This window comes from Bartonella sp. CL71SXKL, assembly GCF_042194935.1.
In the GTDB taxonomy this organism is placed as follows: domain Bacteria; phylum Pseudomonadota; class Alphaproteobacteria; order Rhizobiales; family Rhizobiaceae; genus Bartonella.
Window position 1 is genome coordinate 1 of sequence record NZ_JBHINI010000020.1, and the last position, 21,062, is coordinate 21,062.

16 protein-coding genes and 1 pseudogene are annotated in these 21,062 nt (G+C 37.2%); 7 read left to right on the plus strand and 10 right to left on the minus strand.

The features are described 5' to 3' along the window. Positions 1 to 664: 664 nt before the first annotated feature. The 4 genes from ACFILA_RS08095 to ACFILA_RS08110 all read right to left on the minus strand — a co-directional run bounded on the left by ACFILA_RS08095 (position 665) and on the right by ACFILA_RS08110 (position 4,199). Complete coding sequence (locus ACFILA_RS08095; RefSeq protein WP_375660964.1) at positions 665 to 1,636, minus strand: WD40 repeat domain-containing protein; 972 nt, start codon at positions 1,634 to 1,636, stop codon at positions 665 to 667. 10 nt (positions 1,637 to 1,646) lie between these two features. Further along, on the minus strand, positions 1,647 to 2,669 hold the full coding sequence (locus tag ACFILA_RS08100; protein ID WP_375660965.1) for a CobW family GTP-binding protein: 1,023 nt from the start codon (positions 2,667 to 2,669) through the stop codon (positions 1,647 to 1,649). Positions 2,670 to 2,690: 21 nt separating this feature from the next. Continuing rightward, complete coding sequence (locus tag ACFILA_RS08105; protein ID WP_375637763.1) at positions 2,691 to 3,434, minus strand: creatininase family protein; 744 nt, start codon at positions 3,432 to 3,434, stop codon at positions 2,691 to 2,693. 597 nt (positions 3,435 to 4,031) lie between these two features. Next, positions 4,032 to 4,199 carry a hypothetical protein gene (locus ACFILA_RS08110; protein ID WP_375659710.1) on the minus strand — a complete coding sequence of 56 codons (168 nt, stop codon included), beginning with the start codon at positions 4,197 to 4,199 and terminating at the stop codon, positions 4,032 to 4,034. 1,638 nt (positions 4,200 to 5,837) lie between these two features. Between ACFILA_RS08110 and ACFILA_RS08115 the strand changes: the two genes are divergently transcribed. Further along, the gene (locus tag ACFILA_RS08115) at positions 5,838 to 6,077 is read left to right on the plus strand and encodes a hypothetical protein (RefSeq protein WP_375660966.1); all 240 of its coding nucleotides are present in this window, start codon (positions 5,838 to 5,840) and stop codon (positions 6,075 to 6,077) included. Between the two features lie 813 nt (positions 6,078 to 6,890). Here ACFILA_RS08115 and ACFILA_RS08120 read toward each other — a convergent pair. Beyond that, positions 6,891 to 8,225: an NAD(P)H-dependent oxidoreductase gene (locus tag ACFILA_RS08120; RefSeq protein WP_273791473.1), complete on the minus strand. Its 1,335-nt coding sequence runs from the start codon at positions 8,223 to 8,225 to the stop codon at positions 6,891 to 6,893. Between the two features lie 163 nt (positions 8,226 to 8,388). Between ACFILA_RS08120 and ACFILA_RS08125 the strand changes: the two genes are divergently transcribed. Further along, positions 8,389 to 8,868: a MaoC family dehydratase gene (locus ACFILA_RS08125; RefSeq protein WP_273791472.1), complete on the plus strand. Its 480-nt coding sequence runs from the start codon at positions 8,389 to 8,391 to the stop codon at positions 8,866 to 8,868. An 865-nt stretch (positions 8,869 to 9,733) separates the two neighbouring features. Here ACFILA_RS08125 and ACFILA_RS08130 read toward each other — a convergent pair. From ACFILA_RS08130 to ACFILA_RS08140, 3 genes are read right to left on the minus strand one after another with little or no spacing between them, the layout of a single operon-like run. Next, positions 9,734 to 10,393, minus strand: coding sequence for a methionine ABC transporter permease (locus ACFILA_RS08130; protein ID WP_015856780.1), 660 nt, complete (start codon positions 10,391 to 10,393; stop codon positions 9,734 to 9,736). Continuing rightward, positions 10,386 to 11,420, minus strand: a complete 1,035-nt coding sequence (locus tag ACFILA_RS08135) for a methionine ABC transporter ATP-binding protein (RefSeq protein WP_273791471.1) — start codon at positions 11,418 to 11,420, stop codon at positions 10,386 to 10,388. The genes ACFILA_RS08130 and ACFILA_RS08135 overlap by 8 nt, the downstream gene beginning before the upstream one ends. 48 nt (positions 11,421 to 11,468) lie before the next feature. Next, positions 11,469 to 12,287 carry a MetQ/NlpA family ABC transporter substrate-binding protein gene (locus ACFILA_RS08140; protein ID WP_273791470.1) on the minus strand — a complete coding sequence of 273 codons (819 nt, stop codon included), beginning with the start codon at positions 12,285 to 12,287 and terminating at the stop codon, positions 11,469 to 11,471. Between the two features lie 503 nt (positions 12,288 to 12,790). Between ACFILA_RS08140 and ACFILA_RS08145 the strand changes: the two genes are divergently transcribed. Next, entirely contained in the window at positions 12,791 to 13,429 is a 639-nt protein-coding gene (locus tag ACFILA_RS08145) for an SH3 domain-containing protein (protein ID WP_273791469.1), read from the plus strand. 283 nt (positions 13,430 to 13,712) lie between these two features. On the opposite strand, the gene ACFILA_RS08150 is transcribed toward ACFILA_RS08145, so the two are convergent. Then, positions 13,713 to 14,744 (minus strand): aspartate-semialdehyde dehydrogenase, encoded by a 1,032-nt coding sequence (locus ACFILA_RS08150; protein ID WP_273791468.1) that lies wholly within the window; start codon positions 14,742 to 14,744, stop codon positions 13,713 to 13,715. 948 nt (positions 14,745 to 15,692) lie between these two features. After that, complete coding sequence (locus ACFILA_RS08155; protein ID WP_273791467.1) at positions 15,693 to 16,160, minus strand: helix-turn-helix transcriptional regulator; 468 nt, start codon at positions 16,158 to 16,160, stop codon at positions 15,693 to 15,695. 226 nt (positions 16,161 to 16,386) lie between these two features. Between ACFILA_RS08155 and ACFILA_RS08160 the strand changes: the two are divergent. From ACFILA_RS08160 to ACFILA_RS08175, 4 genes and pseudogenes are all read left to right on the plus strand, one after another. Further along, positions 16,387 to 17,568 (plus strand): annotated as a pseudogene (locus ACFILA_RS08160) (tyrosine-type recombinase/integrase). A 176-nt stretch (positions 17,569 to 17,744) separates the two neighbouring features. Continuing rightward, complete coding sequence (locus ACFILA_RS08165; protein ID WP_015856773.1) at positions 17,745 to 17,945, plus strand: AlpA family transcriptional regulator; 201 nt, start codon at positions 17,745 to 17,747, stop codon at positions 17,943 to 17,945. Positions 17,946 to 18,044: 99 nt separating this feature from the next. Beyond that, positions 18,045 to 18,944, plus strand: coding sequence for a toprim domain-containing protein (locus ACFILA_RS08170; protein ID WP_375660186.1), 900 nt, complete (start codon positions 18,045 to 18,047; stop codon positions 18,942 to 18,944). A gap of 12 nt (positions 18,945 to 18,956) precedes the next feature. Continuing rightward, positions 18,957 to 20,564 carry a YfjI family protein gene (locus tag ACFILA_RS08175; protein ID WP_375660967.1) on the plus strand — a complete coding sequence of 536 codons (1,608 nt, stop codon included), beginning with the start codon at positions 18,957 to 18,959 and terminating at the stop codon, positions 20,562 to 20,564. Positions 20,565 to 21,062: the final 498 nt, after the last annotated feature.

Consider the following 21,062-nt stretch of genomic DNA (forward strand, 5'->3'; position numbering starts at 1 on the left):
AACGGTGCAGGCATAGGTTGCACAAAAGAATGGTCCTCTGGAACAATTGGTACAGAAGGACGTGCAGGTTCAACAGGGCAGAAGGAGTGGGGACAAAATCTGGAGATGAAGGAGATACCGGAACAGAAGACGGTGATAGAAACTCTATGAAATGATTATTAGATGGAATTTTCTAGGAAAAAAACTGCAGTTTAGAAGGCTGCTAGTAGGCAACCTTGCTCTTTAGAGAGGGAAATCAAAAAAATTTTATTTAGGAAAATAGTGTTGAATTCCATTCTTCTGATCGTAGGAATAAATCGTTGTTTTAATGATGATATCAGCTATTTTTTGCCGAATTTTTAAGAAAAATGCTTTTGTGGAAGTATGTAGCCTATATAGATGTTGATAGGGAGTGGGTTTTCGGTCTTAGGGGTGATGTTTTTATTCTTGTATGGGGGTAGCAATGTTAAAAGGTCAAAAAACATGTCTAAGGTATTTTCTTGTCTAAAGGGGGGAAGGAAAGGAAAAGGGAAGATTTAATGATTAGGAAGATTTTAGGAGACTTTGGGGGGGGAGATTAGGGAGATAGGATTTCTGAGAGCTCTAGAGATTCAAGGGGATAAGATTTCTGGAGGATTGTGTGGGCATTCTTTATCGGCGATGATTGCGCTTTTGGGTGCTTAATTTAATCAGTGATCTTGATTATACCACATTCACCATTTTCGCTACCGAAGGAGAGGTTTTGCCCTGCTTGATCCCAGTTAAGTGCTGAGATAGCGCTTTTCCCATAACCTTTTAGAAGGACTTCTTTTCCATCATGAAAATGTGCCGCTAAAATCATTCCATCATTGAAGCCTATTGCTACAATTTCTTTGTTTGGGTGGCATGAAACGGTGCTAACAAGCGCATTTGCTCGTGTGCCTAGTTCTAGAGGTGTTTTTCCCATGGGGCCATCTTTTGTATGAAAGGGCCAAACAATTGCGGCAGAGGCACCTGATGTTGCTAGCCATTTTCCTTTTGCGCTCCAAGACCAGCTTTTGACTTTGCTTGGGTAGCCACTCATCCGTAAATGTTGATTATCAGTGAGACGCCAACCGTGTAAAGCGTTTTCTTGCATCGTAGAAATGACATAGCGGTTGTCTGGTGAAAAGGTGACGCCACAATGAGCTCCTTTCCATACCAATGTGGTGGGAGATACTTGCGTTGATAACCAATGAAGAGTGACTCCATTGTAATGGGCAACGGCAAGTCGTAAACCCTTTGGGGCAAAAGCGAGGCCTTCTACACTACGTTCATGTGTGAGCTCTTGTTGTTCTTTTCCAACATGCGCAAATGCGAAACGTGAGGAGGAAAAAGCAAAAGCTTTTTGTGGACCAAAAGCAACGTTATTTATCCATTTGCGTTCTTTTTGGCTTAACACTTCCGTGTGATCTGCTGCGGTTGTTTGACAGACTTTTCCATCTTCTCCACCGGTGATGATCGCGGTATTGTCATGGGAAAAATGGCTTGAAATTATTCCTTGGTGAACTTCAACGATTTGTGGGGCTGGATTAAAAAAAACAATGAAACCTTCTACGGAAACAAAGGCTGGTTTATTGCCTATAAAACCGCAGGAAAGGCAGTAACTTTTGAGATCATAATGGGTAATGTTTGGCATTATCACTCACTTATGCGCAATTTTCAAAACCAGTTTTTAATTTTTCAGCATCAAGAGAGCGTCCTATAAAAACAAGGCGACTTTCTCGTTTTTCATCTTCACGCCATGGGCGTTGATGTTGTCCCTCAAGAAGCATATGTATTCCTTGAATGACGTAACGATCATCGTCTCCTTGAAAGGCGATAATGCCTTTAAGGCGCAATATATCAGGTCCTTGTTGCTGTGTAACCTGCTGGATCCAAGGGAAAAACTTTTCTGGTTGCAGAACATCTGTTTTTAAACTTACAGAAGTGATGGTAATATCATGAATGGGGGATGCGTGATGATGGTCATGATCATGATTACAATCGGGACCACATACATGGTCTGCGTGATGATGGTCAAGAAAATGGGGATCATTATCTAAAGTGCGTTGGAGATCAAAGAAGCCACGATCGAGGAGTTTATCAACAGGGATGTTAACGCGCTCTGTTGCGTAAATTATGGCTCTGGGATTAATGGCGAGAATAAGGGATTCAGCATGGCTGCGTTCTTGTTGGGTGACAAGATCAATCTTATTTAAAAGAATAATATCCGCGAAGGCAATTTGATCTTCAGCTTCAAGACTTGTTTTCAGTTGAGAGGGAAAATGCTTTGCATCAACAACCGCTATGACACTGTCGAGAGCTGTTTTTTCATGGATAGTATCATCCATGAAAAAGGTCTGTGCTACAGGAACGGGATCAGCAAGCCCTGTCGTTTCTATAATGATCGCATCAAATCGATGAGAACGTTGCATCAGACTTTCCAGAATGCGAATGAGATCACCACGTACGGTGCAGCAAACACAGCCATTATTCATTTCATAAATTTCTTCGTCTGATTCAATGATCAGGTCATTATCAATACCAATTTCACCAAATTCATTGACAATGACGGCATAACGTTTGCCATGATTTTCACTGAGAATGCGGTTGAGAAGGGTGGTTTTTCCAGCACCAAGATAGCCTGTGAGAACCGTAACGGGAAGTTTTTTTGGGTGTGTCGTTTCCATGGAGAGACCTTTTATTGTTCTTTATTGCCATGTGTTTATGTTAAATCGATTGATATCATCAAGTAAATCACGAAGCTGAGACAGAACATGAGAAAAGATTGCTTCACCGGCTTGTGGTGTTGCTTTGCTTGCGTTTCCTGCCGCACCTTGCGTGTTCAGATCTCGCATTGTCCAACCAAAGGCATGAGGACCATAAGCACGTAAATATCGATAATTGGCAATCATATCCGCTTGTTTATTATGAAAATTTTTTGCCTTTTCCATATGGACTTTTTCTGGTGCTAAATAGAGCATGAGAGAGGTTTCGATAAAGCCTCCATGGATATCAAGATGTTGTTGAGACGGCTCTATGAGACCTTGTGGTAAACCAAAACGGCTCCAGCTTGTTGCTACAGCGAGCATGGAAAGGCGCCTTCGTAATTCGGTGATAACGATGCTCATTAAAGGTGAATTGCCTCCGTGAGCATTGAGAAGAAGAAGACGGTTGATCCCTTTGTGATAACAGTTTTCACCAATCTTTATCCATCGCTTAATCGCATCGGAAAAGGTAAGAGTTTGTGTACCTGTAACATCCATATGTTCTATAGAATAGCCAATCTTTTCAACCGGTAAAAGTGCGATATGAAACTGCTCTTTTGTTTGTAAAGTGAGGGCTTTTGCAAAAGCTTCAGCAATAATCCAGTCGGTTTCGAAAGGAAGGTGCTCTCCGTGATATTCGTGTGCGCCCAAAGGTAAAAGAGCGAGAAAAGGCCTGTTAGATACCATAAATTATTGCCTAAAAGAGAAGTTAACATAGACAAAGTGATCGAAGGTGCTGTCACTATTTAATCTATCTATAAGAGAAACGCAAATAGGCGTCTTTTTACATCACATATGGATGCATAAAAATGAGAGCTTTGTTAAAAATAGAGAAGCTTTTATTGAGCAATGCCAACGCAACTTTTCTGTAATATTAGGCTATCTTTCTCAAGATAGTTGTCTTTTGTAAGTATTTCTGATGTATATTATCATTTTTTAATAAGTAAATATTTATGCATATTAAATATTTCACATAAATAATGAAAAAATTATTTTTCATTATTTATTAAAAATGTAATTTTTTCTGTAAATTACATATTCTTTTTTTATTATAGAGCGAGGATGATCAAAGTATTTCTATTATTACAATAGTACAGACTTTTGTTGCAATCAGGAATTCTATTCAATTATCTGTATATTACAAAAGAATAGAAATATTTGTTGATTGATTTTACTTTGGATAGTGTCTTAACAGATTTTAGTGTTCATGAGAAAAAATAAATATAAAGGGAAGAATTCACGTAAGATAAATTTGTAATCTCATAGAGCAGTTTATAAGATGATTCAGTAAGAAACACCGTTGGATACATAATAAACAGAACGCCATTGTGTTGCACATTGACGCTTTTGTTTTAAAGAAACATTTCTCAAGGTATCCAAGCCTATTTTGCAACGGCGCCCGTGAATAGTATAACGATAAAGCCTTATAATATAAAATCTATTGTGTTCCACCATATTTACACTTTTAAAGTAAAAATGGGTATCATCATTCACTTTGCTAGTTTTCAATACTGTGTTAACAGCGCTTGTTAGTTAAAATACCTCATAAGTGATATTTTCCTTTCTTCAAGTGTGTTTACACACACACACACCGATCTCGTTTGTGATTTGCAAGTGAAGAAATTTGATTGATTCAATATAAACAGAGTTAAAATTAAGAGAGTTTTATAATCGTCAGCTTTCTCATTCAACATGCAAAACAATAAATTATTATTATAGATTAATATTTTGCGATTAAAGTGATCGGTTGATGAATTTATCATTCAATATCAGTTTTCATGGCGTTATTTTTTCAATGTGCTTACTTAAGTTGGTATTTTAAAAATGCAATTTTTTAGTAAGTTTCTCTATTCCTTTTCTTTCAAGAATTTGATTAATTCTTTATTATTATTATTTATTTTGCACAAATTGAAGACAGTTATGTGAATATTGCTAAAAATTTCGTTCAAAGAGAATTATTTGTTACTAATATAGAGTAAATATAATTACTTAAAATATAAATATGGTTGTGATCTACAATATTGACGAAAAATATGGAATAACTTTTATGAAAATTAAGAAAGAAAGTTTTTTCAGTATTTTGGGGATCATCTCATTTTTCATGACTCTCTTTTTATCTGGTTTTAGGTAGTTTGTTGGTGTTCTAGTATTGCTTATAATTTTTTTGTAAATCTGATAGATTTACTTATTTCATGCGTTTGTTTTATTAGGTTTGAAAGTCAATATTTTGTGTTCTTTATGCTGTATGGGATAAAGGGGGCTGAATTACCTTTTTTAAGATGCTAGCAGTATTTTTTTCTTTTTATATATCAGTAAAAGTTGAGAATCATTTTATTAACGTCTCTTCCATTTGAAAATAGAGATCTTAATTGCTTTTTATAATTTATACCTGTTTTATAGAAAAAGAGTACACTATTTTAAGGTTTATTTATTAGGATAAACTTGTTTTAGATCAAGGTTTTTATTCGCTACCAATTTTATGTTTCAATATTACTGATGAGTTATATAATAAAAGATTCACTAACAATATTCTATTTTTGTTTTTATTTAAATAATATATAAGTATTATCATTATATTGACAGTTTTAAATGATATAGTTCTTTAAAACTTCATTTTAAATTATTTATAAAATCTCTATTATTTAACTTTTTAAATGAATTTGTTTTTTAATATTTATTATAATGAGAAATTTTATAAATTATTATTACTTTTAAGAATAGAAATAAAAAATGACAAAATATTACTGTTAGTATCTTAAGTTATTATAATGTAAAAGGAATAAATCGTTTTTATCATTTATTGTTTTTTGTGTATTTACATGTAATACATAATGTGTTATATTGTAATAACAAAATTACATATAATGTTTTATTATGTCTGATTATATAAATGATTAAATATAAGTTTTGTTTTTTATATATGTGAAGATTACTTCATTTTTTCAGTGAAGAAAAAGAGGAGCAAAGAAAGCTATGTTTAAAATATTTAAAAATCGTGTATGTTCATTCACTTTTACACTATTTATTCTTTTTTTTGTACAAACTATAGCGGGAAATGCAAGTTTTTTAAAAAATCAATTTCAAGAGAGAATGGCAATTACTATTTCTACATTAGAAAAAAATGTAGCTATTAAAACTGTGAATAGAGCAGTTATTCAAGGCGTTGAGGAACAAGATGGTATTGCTTTGGGGAAAGCTGAAAAAGCTGCTGCCTTTTCAGGTTCAGCTTTTTGGGGGGGGGTAGGTATTTTATCACTTCTTGCTTCTTTATGTATTGGGGATGTATTAGGTGCTGTTTTATCTCTTTGGGGAATATTCGTTACACTTTAATAGAAAGATCATCGATAAAGTCGATGACTTTTTTGTTCATTTCATTATGTTGAAAAAAATACATACTTGAAATCATTTATACTGTATTTGATAATAAAATTACTATTCTTAATAATAAATGTAGCTTTTATTAACATTATTAAAGTTCAATGTTTTACATTTATATTTTTTTTACAAAGTAGTGTAACCTGATTTTTTATAGTCTATGGTTATTATCCTAGTAATAAGGCTAGTATACTCACTCTCTTTAACAGCCTTTTAATATTGTCTACCTTCTCTCATATGAAGATTATTCATCAAAGGTATATTTTATCCTTTTTAAATTTTTTTATCTTTCATAAGGGGATAAAATAAAAAATATCCCTGTATTCATGGCTCTCATGCAATAAGAAAAATGAGAAATTATTATTTATCATTTCAAATTTGTTTGATGTTAAATCCATCAAAAGTATTTTTTACGTATAACAAGTTGTGTTCGTGTATGGACAAAATTATTAAAGAAAAAAGAGTAAAAATTCTTCTCATTAATCATCTCAAGTGCTATGCGCTGTTGTAATATTGGCAAATAAAATGATGATGCCAGTTTGTAGCTTTATAGAGCAAAGATAGTGATACACAATGAACCTTATGCCATCTCATGGGGTGGTTTATACTGTCGCATTTACGGGATATATTGTGAGAGCGAAGTGGGGATGTGCGTCGTTGGAAAATGCTTTTATTAAAACAGAAGCCTGAATTTTTGATACAAGTGTATTCTGGGTTGTTCTGTTGCGTAAGGGAAGGATACTGTTAAGTAAAGTAATTTAGGAGTGTTTATAGCTTAGCGGAAGAAGGGCAATGAAGTAAAAGGTCTTGTTTAGCACGAAGACGTGCAATCCATTGATCTTCACGAATAGCAGTATTATGTACTGTAATGAGTTCGTTTTTTTTAATTGCGGCTGTTACTGTTGCTTTTTCCAAAAGACCACAAGGAATGGCGTGGTGAGCGCGTGCTTCTGCAATGTTCATTATCCAAGCACGATAAGTATAAAGACCGATAAAGTCTAGCTGATCACCTGGATGTAAATCTTTTTTAGCAACAGCACAGACTTCTACTACGGGATGGCTAAGAGGAACCATATCTTTTTTGCCATAAAGCATAATACGTGCGCAGGTGAGGGGAACTTCCATTGCTGTTAAATGATAGGGGCGATGAAAGGTGAAGTAAGGCCCCTGACCAATTTTTAAATCTTCCATACGTTCGCGTAAACGCGGGTGTGCTATTTCGGCAATGACAAAGACACCAGGTGAAACACCTGGACCTATTGAATAATCTACAACACCATATTGCTGTAAAATGCCCCCATCTTGTTTTGGAATAAGCACTTTGTTTAAATCTTGTAGCGCTGCTCGTGGTCCATGCATTCCTGGGCAATCGGGGAGAAGTCCGGTGGCATTGGCAATGGCTGCCATTTCAACCATCGTTTTGGAACCATCAATAAATTCGACCAACATGCGCACATTCATATTACGCCGGTATGCTTCTTCTTCGTAAGCGTCAGGTGTAGCATCAAAGCGCAGAGGATTATTTTTTCCTTTACCAGCTGCAACAATCTTATGTCCAAGGGCTGAAACAAATTCTATGAGTTCCATACAAGCAGTTGGTTCATCGCCGGCACCAAGTGTATAAATAAGCCCTCGTTTTTCTGCTTCATGTTTGAGATAAGCGCCAATTGTAACATCTGCTTCAACATTCATCATGACAAGATGTTTGTTATTCTCAAGCGCTTTAATACCAATTTCTGCTCCTGCTTCGGGATAGCCTGTTGCATCAACGATAATATCAATTTGTTCATGACGTAAAACAAGGTTAATATCATCTGTTGCTGCAATCAAACCTTTTTCAATGCTTTGCGTGAGAGCATAAGTATTTTCAACTTCACAGACATGTCCACCCTCGCCATAGGCTAGTGTAGCGGCATCAAAAATACGTGACGGCGTTCTAGTGGCTACAGCTGCGACTGTTATACCATCCATATGTGCAATACTTGATAATAAATCTGTGCCCATTTCACCACAACCAATCAGTCCAATACGGATGGGGGGATGCTTTTCTGCACGTTGTGTTAAATCATGCGCTAAACCTGTTAGGTTCACATTGCTTGCCATTCTTTTTTCCCATTTGAAAACTATTCTGCTAAAGAACTTTTCTCATTCATAAAGTGCATTTGTTTTTAAGACAATTAATCTTTTATTCTTGATGCTCTAATCAATGGATTTTATAAAAGCAAGAGGGGTGGTTGCTTTTATCAAATAAAATAGGAATAGCGTTATGCAGCAAAAAATAGCAGTACAAGATGTCACCAGTTTTATTGGGAAAGAAATGGGATTATCGGAGTGGCGTCTTGTTACACAGGATATGATTAATCAGTTTGCATGTGCTACAGATGATCATCAATGGATACACGTTGATGAGGAAAAGGCTAAAAAGACACCTTTTGGCGGCACGATTGCTCATGGTTTTTTAACATTATCGCTTTTGTCTACGCTCGCTTATGAGGCGCTTCCAGAGTTAGAAGGGAGCACAATGGGGATTAATTATGGTTTCGATAAAGTACGCTTCATGAGTCCTGTGAAAACAGGGGTACGGATACGTGCGCGTTTTGTGTTAGACGACGCAGAAATTCGCCCTTCTGGTCGAGTGGTTTTCCATTATGGGGTTACGGTGGAAATTGAAAAGTTAAAAAAACCAGCTCTTACAGCTCAATGGCTTATTGTTGCTATTTTGGAAGAAAAACCTTCCAATATCTAGATTATTTGAGTGCTTTATTTTATAAAATTTTTATACAATTCTATTAGAAGTTTCTTCAATGATAATATTGAGAATAATCTATAGGATGATAGATATAGTGGAGCTATCATAGCGTTGATGGCCATAGCAGGTTGCTATTTTCCTAGATCGTTTTGAAGAGGAGTTTCTTAATGTAGATAGTGCATTGCTTCACGCTTTTGTTTATAGCGTTCTTTAATGGGATCATACCCATCACGTAAAACAGAACGCTTCAAATGGAATATACTTGCGTTGTCAATTCACGGGCTTATTTTAAAGAAACATCTCTCAACGCTTGTTACATCCATTTCGCAATGGCGCCTGTGAATGGTATAATGATAAAACCATTGAGCACCCCTATCTTTATGCTTTGTAAAGAAGAAAGCAGACACCATCATATTATATGCTAACCGCCAATGTAAGACAGGTCTTGGCGCTTGAGATAATTCATAAGAGGCATGCCTTCCTTCCTTTCTTATATAGTTTTTACTCACCCAGCTCTTCCCGCTTGTAACGTGCAAGCGAGAGGTTTTGGTTGATTCTATATAAGTTCAATATGTTCTCTAAGGTTGGGAAAGGTCGTGACCAATGTCTTAATTTGACATGATAATTTATTATTTTTATGTTAAGAGAGAGTCTCACATACTGTGAGATCTCTTATTTTATCCCCTTTTATATTCAATCAATTAAAACTATTTTCTTTCATTTTACAAACGGATGGGGAGAGATAAAAACTGTTTAAGAAAAAAGTTCCTAATCTCTTATGAGCGTTTTCGATAGGCAAGGGGGAAGCACTTTGGAAGTGGCAAAGAGGATGATGGTATTGGCATGTGAAATTCTAAGTCTTTTAATGTTTTGTTTTATCAAGTTTTTGTACGATTTTATCAGAAGTCCATTGGGTTATAATATTGAGCATGATCAAAAGGATGATGACGATGGTCATGATGAAGGTATTATAGCGTTGATAGCCATAGCGGATTGCCATATCCCCTAAACCGCCTCCACCAAGATATCCAGCAAGTGAGGTGGCTCCTATGAGAGAAATGACCATGACTGTAAAACCTGTAATCAGGCTAGGGAGAGCTTCAGGAATAAGAACATGTCTGATAATTTGAAGACGGCTTGCCCCCATAGAGCGGATCGCTTCAATAAGACCGTTTTCAACGGTTTTAAAAGAGAGTTCCGCCATGCGTGCATAAAAAGGGATAGCTGAAATGGTCAGTATAAAAATTACAGCAGGCATTCCTATCCCTCTTCCTACAACGATACGCGTAACGGGAAGAAGATAAAATGCAAGAATAATAAAGGGAATGGCACGAATACTGTCAATGATCATGCTTAAAGGGCGATTGATGAGAGATGAGGAAAAAATCCCCCCGCGTGCTGTTGTGTGAAGAAGAAGACCAAGGGGAAGCCCTATAATAAATGCCATAAAAGAAGCACTAAGTGTCATCAATATTGTATCAATAACAGCTTGGGGAAGTTCATGAGACAGAACATTAAACATAGCCTAAGACCTCACAATATCGTCCTTTTTTCGTTAACCATTGAACAGCTTTTTCTAAAGCTTCTTTATCTTCTCCAGGAAGAGCCAAGAAGAGTCTCCCGATGGTTTCATCTTGAACTGTATCAATGCCACCATGCAAAATACGTGCTTTTAAACCACTCTCATTTTCTAGAAGATGAAGAAAAGGCTGCTGGGCAATTTCACCGGCAATATTAATTTCAATGACAGCTTCTCGCCCGATTGGTTTGAGATTTTTCGCAAATTTTTCAGGAAGTTGCGGGGTGACAAGCTTGAGCATGGCTATGGTTGTATCGTCTTGCGGTGATGTAAAGATGTCTTTCACACGTCCTTCTTCTACAATGTTCCCCTGATTAAGAACAACAACGCGATGCGCTATGGTGCGCACAACTTCCATTTCATGGGTGATGAGCACAATCGTGAGATTGAGGTGTTTATTAATATCAGCAAGGAGCTCTAGAATAGATTGTGTTGTTTCAGGGTCAAGAGCAGAGGTAGCTTCATCTGATAACAATATTTTAGGATTAGCAGCGAGCGCACGAGCAATGCCAACGCGTTGTTTTTGCCCCCCTGACAATTGTGCCGGATAGCAATATTCTTTCCCAGATAACCCAACCAATTCAATCAGTTCAAGGGCACGTTTGTGGCGTTGTTTTTTACTTACACCACTTAATTTAAGCGGCAATGCAATGTTATCAAGAATATTTTGCGATGAGAGAAGATTGAAATGTTGAAAAATCATCCCAATTCGTTGACGGTAAGGCGCCCATTCTATCTCTGATAGATTGGAAATATCAACACCTTCAAAAAAAATGGACCCTGCATCAATCTTCTCTAACCCATTTAAACAGCGGATAAGTGTTGATTTTCCTGCTCCACTGCGCCCAATAATGCCAAGGATTTCACCAGCATGGATATTTAAAGAGAGATTATTAATTACCGGAATACCAGCCGTTTTGTTAAAACAACGGCTGATGTTTTTTAAGGAGATAAGAGTAGGTTTTTCCATTCACAATTACTCGGACATTTGGCACAATTACTCGGATATTTGGCACAATTACCAAGATGTTTGGGCGGTTTTGCCAAAAATCTCTTTGATTTTTGCACGGATAAGATCGTTATTGTAAGCGGCAACTAATTTTTTAACCCATGGCTCATCTTTTTCGCTCGTGCGTACAACGATGATATTATCATAAGGATTATTTTTTGCGCTCTCCCATGCGACTACATCTTTTTCGAAGTTTAATCCGGAAACAATAGCCCAGTTTGTGTTTATAATTGCAAGATCAAAATCGTCAATAGCTCGCCCTAACATACCGGCATCGAGCTCACGAATTTGCAGGTTTTTAGGATTTTCGATAATATCAAGTGGAGATGCAAGAATATTATGAGGATCTTTTAATTTAATGAGACCTAAAGAATTGAGAAGAAGTAAGGCTCTTCCACCATTAGATGGGTCGTTCGGAATACCAACATGTGCACCATCACGAAGATCTTTTAAGTCTTTTATTTTGTGTGAATAAACACCGATTGGAGCAATAAATGTATAGCCGACAATTGAAAGTTTATAGCCACGTTGTTTCATTTGTTCATTAAGATAAGGGGCGTGCTGAAAAGCATTCGCATCGATCTCTCCTGCGTTAACAGCGTCATTAGGCAAAGCGTAATCAGAAAAATAAACGAGTTCAATATCTAAACCGTCTTTTTTAGCCTGTTCAGCAGCAGTTTTCCAAATAATCGCATCTCGCCCTTCCATAATACCAAGTTTGATTTTTGATTTGTCTGTAGCCATGACAAAGACCGTAGATAAAAAAAGAGCAAAGAGAGAGAGGAATAATCCTATAATCCGACTACGAGAAAAAAATTTTAATGTCATGTACTTTTAACTTTCTTTTCCAGGAGATTTTTTGAGGGAAGTGTCAATATGCTCTGTATTTTTTTAGGGAGATTTAAAGTTATACAAGCTTTAGAGAATATTCAATCACTTTTATTTTTCAAAGAGTATTATTTTTCCTTCTATTTTAGTTGTTTTGAGGGCTGATCATCATTCATTCTCAGAAATGCTCTGAAATTCGGGCAATCAATTCTTCTATTGCAATCATTTGTTGAGGGAACCAATGACACTTAAAAAACTTCTTTAAGGGACGATTGGTTGAAGAACCGGACAATCAGATGATGCTTTAGCCGTAAATTCATGAAGAACATACTGCGCAATCAAGATCAAAAGGCCGTGTTCGTGTAGGCGATAAAGAGAGATTTTGTTGCAATGTTGTGGGGTCTTTGGGGGGATAAAGGTTGCTGATCATTGGATTTAAACGCGGCAAATTTTTGTAAAGGCGAAATTTTGCCCTTCACATGTTTTAGAGAGGAAGAAAAATAATGTTAAGAAAGAAATTTTTATCAACAACAATGATTTTATGGGCTTTGGGAGCGTCAGAGGTGGCTGTGACTGCTTTTCACGCAGAAGCTGGAACCATTACAGGAACAGTTGCTCGTGTTGCATCAGGTCAGGTATCTTTACGCACAGGTCCTGCGACAGCTTATAAAGTTATCGCAATGGTTCCAATGGGAGCAAAAGTGCAAATTTATGGCTGCCTATCCAATAAAACTTGGTGTTCTCTTGGTTATCACGGAAAAGTTGGTTGGGCATCTGCACGTTACGTCAATGTTAACAATGTTCCTACCATTGCTTTTAAAAGGATGCCTGTAAAATCAAAAGCCATGGTAAAATCGCCAAAAGAAAAAGTAAAACAGGCTGTTTCCGACTTTAAAGCTCTTCCGGCGATTCAAAAAACACGGAAAAATATGCAAAAACTATACAGAACAGATGTGATTATCGATTCTACAGGTGTTAAAAAAAGGGATGAACGAACAATTTTAAATCCGTCGCAAAAAGCACAAGGCGTTTCTGTAAAGCACGTGAGTGCTTATAATCCCTCCTTTCCTAATAATGTCAATTACAAAAATTTTGAACGTAATGAAACGCGTTACCGTGTCGTGACCTATCCTGCTCGATAAAGGTAAAGTTAATTTCACAACCGGAATGACAAATAGGATCAGCAGCATAAAGCAAAAAATGCTTATGCTGCTGATCCTATTGTACCGTAAAATGGTATTAAGGCGGCAATGCTTAACTTAAGGTGGTGAGGCATTCAAGGATATTCAGAGTAAAATTTGTCAATACCTCGTATTACGGTTCTTTAGGATGGTGATATGAATCCTCAGCTGGAAAAGATTATACTGAAGAGAAGCCGGACTTTTGACAGACCGGTTAGGGCTCTTCATCTTTTCGGACAGGGCATTAATTTGCGGACTTAGGCTTTATCAAATTACGAGAAATGAGCAATTCAGCAATTTGAACGGCATTCAATGCTGCTCCTTTTCTTAAATTATCGGCGACAACCCAGAAAGCTAAACCATTTTCAACGGTGATATCTTCACGAACACGACTAATAAAGGTATCATCTTCTCCGGTACCTTCATAAGGTGTGGTATAACCACCATCTTCGTGTTTATCGATAAGCTGACAGCCTGGTGCATCGCGGAGGAGCGCTTGTGCTTCAGATGCGCTTAGTGGTTTTTCAAATTCAACATGGACGGCTTCGGCATGACCGATAAAGACAGGGACCCGAACAGCAGTGGCCGTTAATTTAATTTTCGGATCGAGAATTTTCTTCGTCTCAACCGTCATTTTCCATTCTTCTTTTGTATAACCATCTTCCATGAAAACATCGATATGAGGAATGACATTAAAGGCAATGCGTTTAGTGAATTTTTTTGATGTAATTGGGTCTGCAACAAAAACTGCACGTGATTGTTCGAAAAGTTCGTCCATTCCTTCTTTACCAGCTCCAGAAACCGATTGATATGTAGAGACAACAACACGTTTAATGATTGCAGCATCATGGAGAGGTTTTAAAGCTAAGACCAGTTGAATTGTTGAACAATTAGGATTTGCTATAATATTACGCTTAGAAAAGGCATTTATAGCTTCGCCATTGACTTCAGGGACTATTAACGGAACATTGGCATCATAGCGCCACGTGGAGGAATTATCGATGACGACACAGCCGGCAGCAGCGATTTTAGGGGCGTATTCTTTGGAAATGCTTCCTCCCGCAGACATAAGACAAAAATCTGTGTCAGAAAAATCGTAAGTATCCAGTGCTTTTACTTTTAAAGTTTTATCTCCATAAGAAACTTCTTGTCCTAATGAGCGTCGTGATGCTAGAGGGACAATTTCATGCGCAGGAAAACCACGTTCTTCTAAAATTGTAAGCATTTCACGACCAACATTTCCGGTCGCGCCGACAATTGCAACTTTAAAACTCATTTTCTATATACTCCTCATGTCTCTCCACATTTATTCCCCGTGCTATACTCAGGAGAGAGTGAGTTGGTCAAGGAACATCATTAAATTATATTTTTGATTTTCAACAACTCAATTTTGTGCACAGCAATCATCATCGTTAGCACAATAAATTGTTTTATTTCAAATGATACGTCTTTTTTAATCTTTCAGAATTGAAAAAATTGAATATTTTACGCTAAGCTATTATCTCTTTAGAAAACACTTTAATTAAGTGAATTCCTTATCTTCTGTCAATTGTTTACCTTCACACTTTTGAATTTTTTAAGGAGGTATGCGTGCTTCATGCCCTCATACCTTAAATGATAGAATTTATGGCACAACAGAATAAACTTAAGTATCCATATATAGATAAATTCTTATGAAAGTTATACATATATTTTTTTCGTGTCTATTTTTTACTTTATATTTCTTATTTTTACTTTAATCCTATTTTGCTATAAATATCAATCTTTGTAGTATGGTGGTATAAGATCTTTAATCTTTCTCGATATATTTAAGTGTTTTTTTAGTGTGTGGGAATATTCTTAGGCTTGTTTGGAGAGCCTTTTGTTTAAGTGAGTCATATGAGTGAAAAGCCGTTGAACACTCCCATATTTACGTTTAATAAAAGAGCAAGTTAGCACCATCATACATTTTTTAGCACCCAATGTCGTTACAGCTCTTGGTATGTGAGACGATTCAATAAGAGGTATGCCTTTTTGTACATTTTTACTCACACGCCAACTTTGCTTGTGTTGTGCAAACAAGAGATTTTGATTGATTCAATATAGAACACGTTTGAAATGAAAGAATTTTACGATATTCGAAACACTTATTCAATATCAATAACGTTAGATTATCATTATAAATCAACGTGCTATTTCTAAGTTAAACTCGTTAGAATTCGGATTATTTACAAATCAGATTAGATTAAGAATTTTCATTCTCATGAGGTGTGGGGAGACAGTCACAATTCTTGTCAAGATTATTAAGGACGTTGATTGTCCTTTCAGTGAATTTATGAAAATAAGGGGTCATTTTTTCATCAGAAATCAACTGCAAAATTGCTCTTTGTTTTTTGCGGGTCAGTATTCTGAAATTTTTTAAAAGTAAATATTCTGCTTTGCTTGCTATTCTGTCATCACAATGATAGGGGCTCTCTTCTTTTTTTGCGCTATCAGCATAAAAGAAGGAAACGGGAACATCTAATATATGAGCAATTTCCTGTAAACGTCTTGCACTTACGCGATTTAAGCCTTTTTCATACTTTTGGATTTGTTGGAATGTTACGCCTAAATGACTTCCTAATTGTTTTTGAGAAAAACCCATGACGTTTCTTCTGAAGCGAATTTTTTGGCCTAAAGAAATATCGTAAAAATGTAGATTTTTGGCTTTCACTTGATGTCCCCACCGGTTGCGAGCGCCCTCGCATTAGTATTCCGGGGTCTGGCAACACATTGATTTATAATAATAAATCATCCTTTTTCAACTTGAATCATAACTCCGAATATAGTAAGATTTTCTCATCACAAACCCTCTCAGATTGAATCAATTAATATCACTTGCTTGCACGTCAAAAGCGGGGCTGGTGTGTGGGTAAAAATGAGGAAAGAAAGGAGTAAAAATGCCTCTTATGAATCGTCTTAATGCAAGGGCTGTCGCAACATTGGGGGCTGGCAAATATAATGATGGTGCCGGCTTGCTTCTCCATAAGCGTAAAGATGGTGGTGCTCAATGGCTTTATCGTTATACCATTCATGGTCGGCGCCGCGAAATGGGCTTGGGTGCGTTGCGAAATGTTTCTTTAAAAAAAGCCCGTGAATTAGCAAATCAATGGCGTTCTGTTTTGCATGAGGGGCGTGATCCCATTAAAGAACGTGAGAAACAAAAGCGTGAGGCAATAAGTAATCTCCATTATTTAAAAGACATTGCCTTAGATGCTTTTGAAAGTCGTAAAGCTGAATTAAAAGGAGATGGCAAGGCTGGGAATTGGTTTCTACCTTTACAACTTTATATTCTCCCCAAATTAGGCTGTATTCCTATTTCAGAAATTACACAAACAGAGATACGCAATGTTCTTGCTCCCATCTGGCATGCAAAAGCTGCAACCGCAGAGAAAGCAATAAATCGTCTTAATATTTGTCTCAAACATGCTGCTGCTTTGGGGCTGGATGTTGATTTACAAGCAACGATAAAAGCACGGGCTCTCTTAGGGAAACAACGCCATAAAGCACAAAATTTACCAGCAATGGACTGGAAAGATGTTCCTGCCTTTTATCAGTCACTCTGCAAAACAACAACAATGACACAACTGGCTTTGCGTTTTCTTATTCTTACAGGCGTTCGTACACGTCCTTTGCGCTATATGCATGAAGATCAGATTGATGGGGATATATGGACCATTCCTGCTGAAAGTATGAAAGGACGACGCGATGCTACAGAAGAATTCCGCGTTCCTTTATCATCAGAAGCACTAAAAGTGATTAAACAAGCACGCCTTTTATCTCGTAATGGGTTTCTTTTTTCTGCAACCGGTCGTGGTCCCCTTGCATAGAACAGCATGTTACAATACATGAAAAAAACAGGACTTGAAGCCTGTCCGCATGGTTTTCGCTCTAGTTTACGTGATTGGCTCGCAGAAACAACCAATGCCCCTTATGAGGTTGCTGAAACCATTCTAGGTCATACGGTTGGGGGAAAAGTGGAGCGTGCCTATCGTCGGACTGACTATTTAGAACAGCGTCGTATTTTTATGGATAGATGGGCTTCTTATGTTACTGATCAAAACAATAAAAGTTGTGGATAGCTCTATGTCTCCATTTTCCTTATTTTATCCATAACGGATAATACAATCACAAATTATTGCTTCTCTTGATAAAAAATCACAAGATATTGTTTTTTTGCTGGAAAAGTTTGCTACGAATTGCTATTTATATATAGTTAATAAACAGTGATTCTATCATTTAATATAAAGGGGATTCCATGATTCCAAACGGACCACTCCTCACAGTACGTGAGAGTGCAAAACTACTTAATATAAGCGTTTCAACACTTTGGCGGCGGGTCGCTGATGGCTCGGTACCAAAGCCTTTAAAGATTGGTTCCTTAGCGCGCTGGTTACAATCTGACCTTTGCGATGTAATCGAAAAGGCAAAAAACCAACGTGGCAACGACGCCGCCTAAAGAAAACTTCGCCTTATAGGACAGACAAAGTATTTCGACTTTCGCAAATCCCGAAATAACAGAATCTGTCCTGTAATGCAAGTAGCAGGAAGGGATTTTATGCATTTTACAAATGCTACAACAAGCAATGCTTATGCATTGCATACAACAGCTCAAAAAATTACTTGTGCATTACGTGGAGTTTGGCATGGGCGTTATGGAATAGCCCGTTGCCCTGCTCATGATGATAGGCTGCCTAGCTTATCCCTTGCCAATGGACATGATGGGCGTCTCTTACTCTATTGTTATGCTGGCTGCTCTTTTAGAGAGATCATACAAGCACTCATTAGAATTGGATTGCTTGGAAAACAAGCTTATGATCAGACGCTCTCTTTCTCCAAACAGTTTTGTGCTGATCTCAAACGAGCAAAACAGAAAGCAGAGAGAGCAAAAGCAATTTGGCAACAAAGCCAACCAATCAAAAATACTTTAGCAGAAACCTATTTACGCATGCGGGGTATTACATGTGATTTGCCTGCTGATTTACGTTTTCACGACAAGTGTCTATACCCCTCTGGGGGTACACTGCCCGCGTTGGTGGCTCTTGTTAAGGGCGCTGGCTCTTTCGCCATTCATAGAACCTTTTTACAAGCCAATGGCTGCAAAACAGATCAGAAACCAGCAAAAGCCATGTTGGGATCTGTAACGGGTGGTGGGGTGCATTTAAGCCAAGCCAATCCAAAACATCTGGTTATTTGTGAAGGCATTGAAACGGGGCTGTCTCTGCTGTCTGGGTTGTTATCAGAGCCTGTGAATTTATGGGCGTCTCTTTCAACCAGTGGCATGATGCGTGTGAATTTACCCCCTACAAAAGGGCGTCTCACCATTGCAATGGACGGCGATGATGCGGGTCGTAAAGCAGGTTTTACCCTCGCTGCGCGTGCCTATAACCATGGCTTTGAGGTCTTTATGATGCAAGCTCCAAAAGGAACGGATTTTAATAACGTATTACTTTCTTAAAAGAGGGAAACTATGAAAGATAGTAATTTACAAAACAATAATGAAAATACTCCCGTCAATGATAACGATAATGTCTCTTTAAACGAAAATACTTGTTTAAAAGCCATTCCTTATGAACAAGCCTTGCAACAAAATGGTTGGGGGCAATTAAAACCGATTGCTACGGCTCTCTTACCTGTCGAGCCTTTTAGCTTATTACAGCTTCCAATGCCATTAATGGACTATATTTATGAGGTTGCCGATCTTCAACAATCTTCTATCGATTTTATTGCTATCTCTGCTTTATGTGGCTTGGCTGCTGTGATTGGCAATGGCGTGCGGATTGCTCCCAAAAAACATGATAATAATTGGAAAATTGTTCCTAATCTCTGGGGTGCTCTTGTGGGGCAACCTTCAACACTCAAAACACCTACCATGCAAGCCGCTTTAACTCCTCTCTATGCCTTTCAAGAGGAATGGCATCAAGAATGGTTAAAGAAGAAAGAACAGCAAGAAAAGAAAGATATTCTTATTGAATTAGATAAACGAGAAAAGAAAAAACAAGCCTATAAAGCACTCAAAGATCAAGATGAGGAACAAGCCCTTGCCCTTCTTTCACAATCTATTGAACACAAAGAAAGTGATGATAACACTCTTGATAAACGACGTCTTATTGTCAACGATGTGACTGTCGAAAAGCTTGGGGAACTCTTAAAAGAAAACCCCCGTGGTCTCTTGATGGTACGAGATGAATTGGCTGGGTTTTTAGCTAATATGGAAAGAAAGGAATACCAAACAGACCGTGCCTTTTATCTAACAGCTTTTAATGGCAATACGTCATACACCTATGACCGTATTGAACGTGGAACCATTCATATTCCCAATGCAACCATTTCCATTATTGGGGGCATTCAACCCTCACGCATTATTCCCATTATTCAAGCCATGTGCCATGGAATAAATGATGATGGTTTCATGCAACGATTTCAAATGATTGTATGGCCCGACGAACGAAAAAAGCGGTTATGGACGGATAGACCTCCCAATCAAAAGGCATGGGAAAGCTATCAAGGGGTCTTTCGTTCTCTTTATGATAAACCGTTAGGCTCACCAAAGCATCCGATAACCATACACTTTTCTACTGATGCCCAAGAGATCTTTCGTGTATGGTGGGAAGATTTTCAGAAAAAAATAAATAGTGGTCATTTCTCTACAAATTTACAATCGTATCTTTTGAAAATGGATAAAACCATACCAACACTTGCGTTGATTTTTGAATTGACCGAAGGGGGTCGTTTTGAAATCAATAGAAATGCTCTTGAGAGAGCCTTATATTGGGAAGAATATCTGATAAGCCATGCAAAACGTCTTTATGCGGCGCATGATACATTAGCAACAGAAAGTGCAAACTTGCTTGTCAAGCGCTGTGATTGTTTACCTAATGTTTTTACTGCACGGGATGTTTATAAACGTGATTGGAAATGTTTAAAAGACAATGAAGCTGTGAAGCAAGCTTTAGAGCTTTTATGCCGTTGCAATTATATTCGTGAAATCTCTGGAGACAATAACTCCCAAGGCGGTCGACCTACCATACGCTATGAATGGCATCCTTTAGTGAAAAGTCATAAAACATTTCAATGAATGAATTTTAAATTCCAATAAAACATATAACTTATGTATTCATAAAATGAAACCTTCAAAACACTTCCCATCTATTGGTTTTGGAGGTTTTGGGGGTTTTGGAGGTGCTTTTTATTCCCCTCTTTATATATTTTAAAAATCAAAATAAAAGTCACTATATTTCAATATGTTAATTTTTATCAACTTTTCAAAAAACAATCTATATCAACATTACAACCTGTAAATTCAACTTATAGCATAGGTTTTGTAGGGGTTTTGGGGGTATAGGGGGGTATATGCTTTTTATCTTTCTTACAAAGCAAGCAATAAAAGCCTATCAAAACATACATTCTGATATCTTAAAAGCACATATCAAATTTGTCTTTTTTCCATAAAACGAACAGCAAATTTCACTATTTTGCTGATTTTACCTCATGTCATGGGCTGTGGATAAGCAGCATTTAATAAAATTTCTTTTTAAGCAGGTTGTGGGTCTTTAGCACCCTTTTTTTATTTTAT

Coding starts and splice junctions, on each gene's coding strand:
- ACFILA_RS08135 (WP_273791471.1), bottom strand. CDS start 11,420: ATGGAAAAACCTACTCTTATCTCCTTAAAAAACATCAGCCGTTGTTTT.
- ACFILA_RS08165 (WP_015856773.1), top strand. CDS start 17,745: ATGATTCCAAACGGACCACTCCTCACAGTACGTGAGAGTGCAAAACTA.
- ACFILA_RS08150 (WP_273791468.1), bottom strand. CDS start 14,744: ATGAGTTTTAAAGTTGCAATTGTCGGCGCGACCGGAAATGTTGGTCGT.
- ACFILA_RS08095 (WP_375660964.1), bottom strand. CDS start 1,636: ATGCCAAACATTACCCATTATGATCTCAAAAGTTACTGCCTTTCCTGC.
- ACFILA_RS08125 (WP_273791472.1), top strand. CDS start 8,389: ATGCAGCAAAAAATAGCAGTACAAGATGTCACCAGTTTTATTGGGAAA.
- ACFILA_RS08130 (WP_015856780.1), bottom strand. CDS start 10,393: ATGTTTAATGTTCTGTCTCATGAACTTCCCCAAGCTGTTATTGATACA.
- ACFILA_RS08140 (WP_273791470.1), bottom strand. CDS start 12,287: ATGACATTAAAATTTTTTTCTCGTAGTCGGATTATAGGATTATTCCTC.
- ACFILA_RS08145 (WP_273791469.1), top strand. CDS start 12,791: ATGTTAAGAAAGAAATTTTTATCAACAACAATGATTTTATGGGCTTTG.
- ACFILA_RS08170 (WP_375660186.1), top strand. CDS start 18,045: ATGCATTTTACAAATGCTACAACAAGCAATGCTTATGCATTGCATACA.
- ACFILA_RS08100 (WP_375660965.1), bottom strand. CDS start 2,669: ATGGAAACGACACACCCAAAAAAACTTCCCGTTACGGTTCTCACAGGC.
- ACFILA_RS08175 (WP_375660967.1), top strand. CDS start 18,957: ATGAAAGATAGTAATTTACAAAACAATAATGAAAATACTCCCGTCAAT.
- ACFILA_RS08120 (WP_273791473.1), bottom strand. CDS start 8,225: ATGGCAAGCAATGTGAACCTAACAGGTTTAGCGCATGATTTAACACAA.
- ACFILA_RS08115 (WP_375660966.1), top strand. CDS start 5,838: ATGGCAATTACTATTTCTACATTAGAAAAAAATGTAGCTATTAAAACT.
- ACFILA_RS08105 (WP_375637763.1), bottom strand. CDS start 3,434: ATGGTATCTAACAGGCCTTTTCTCGCTCTTTTACCTTTGGGCGCACAC.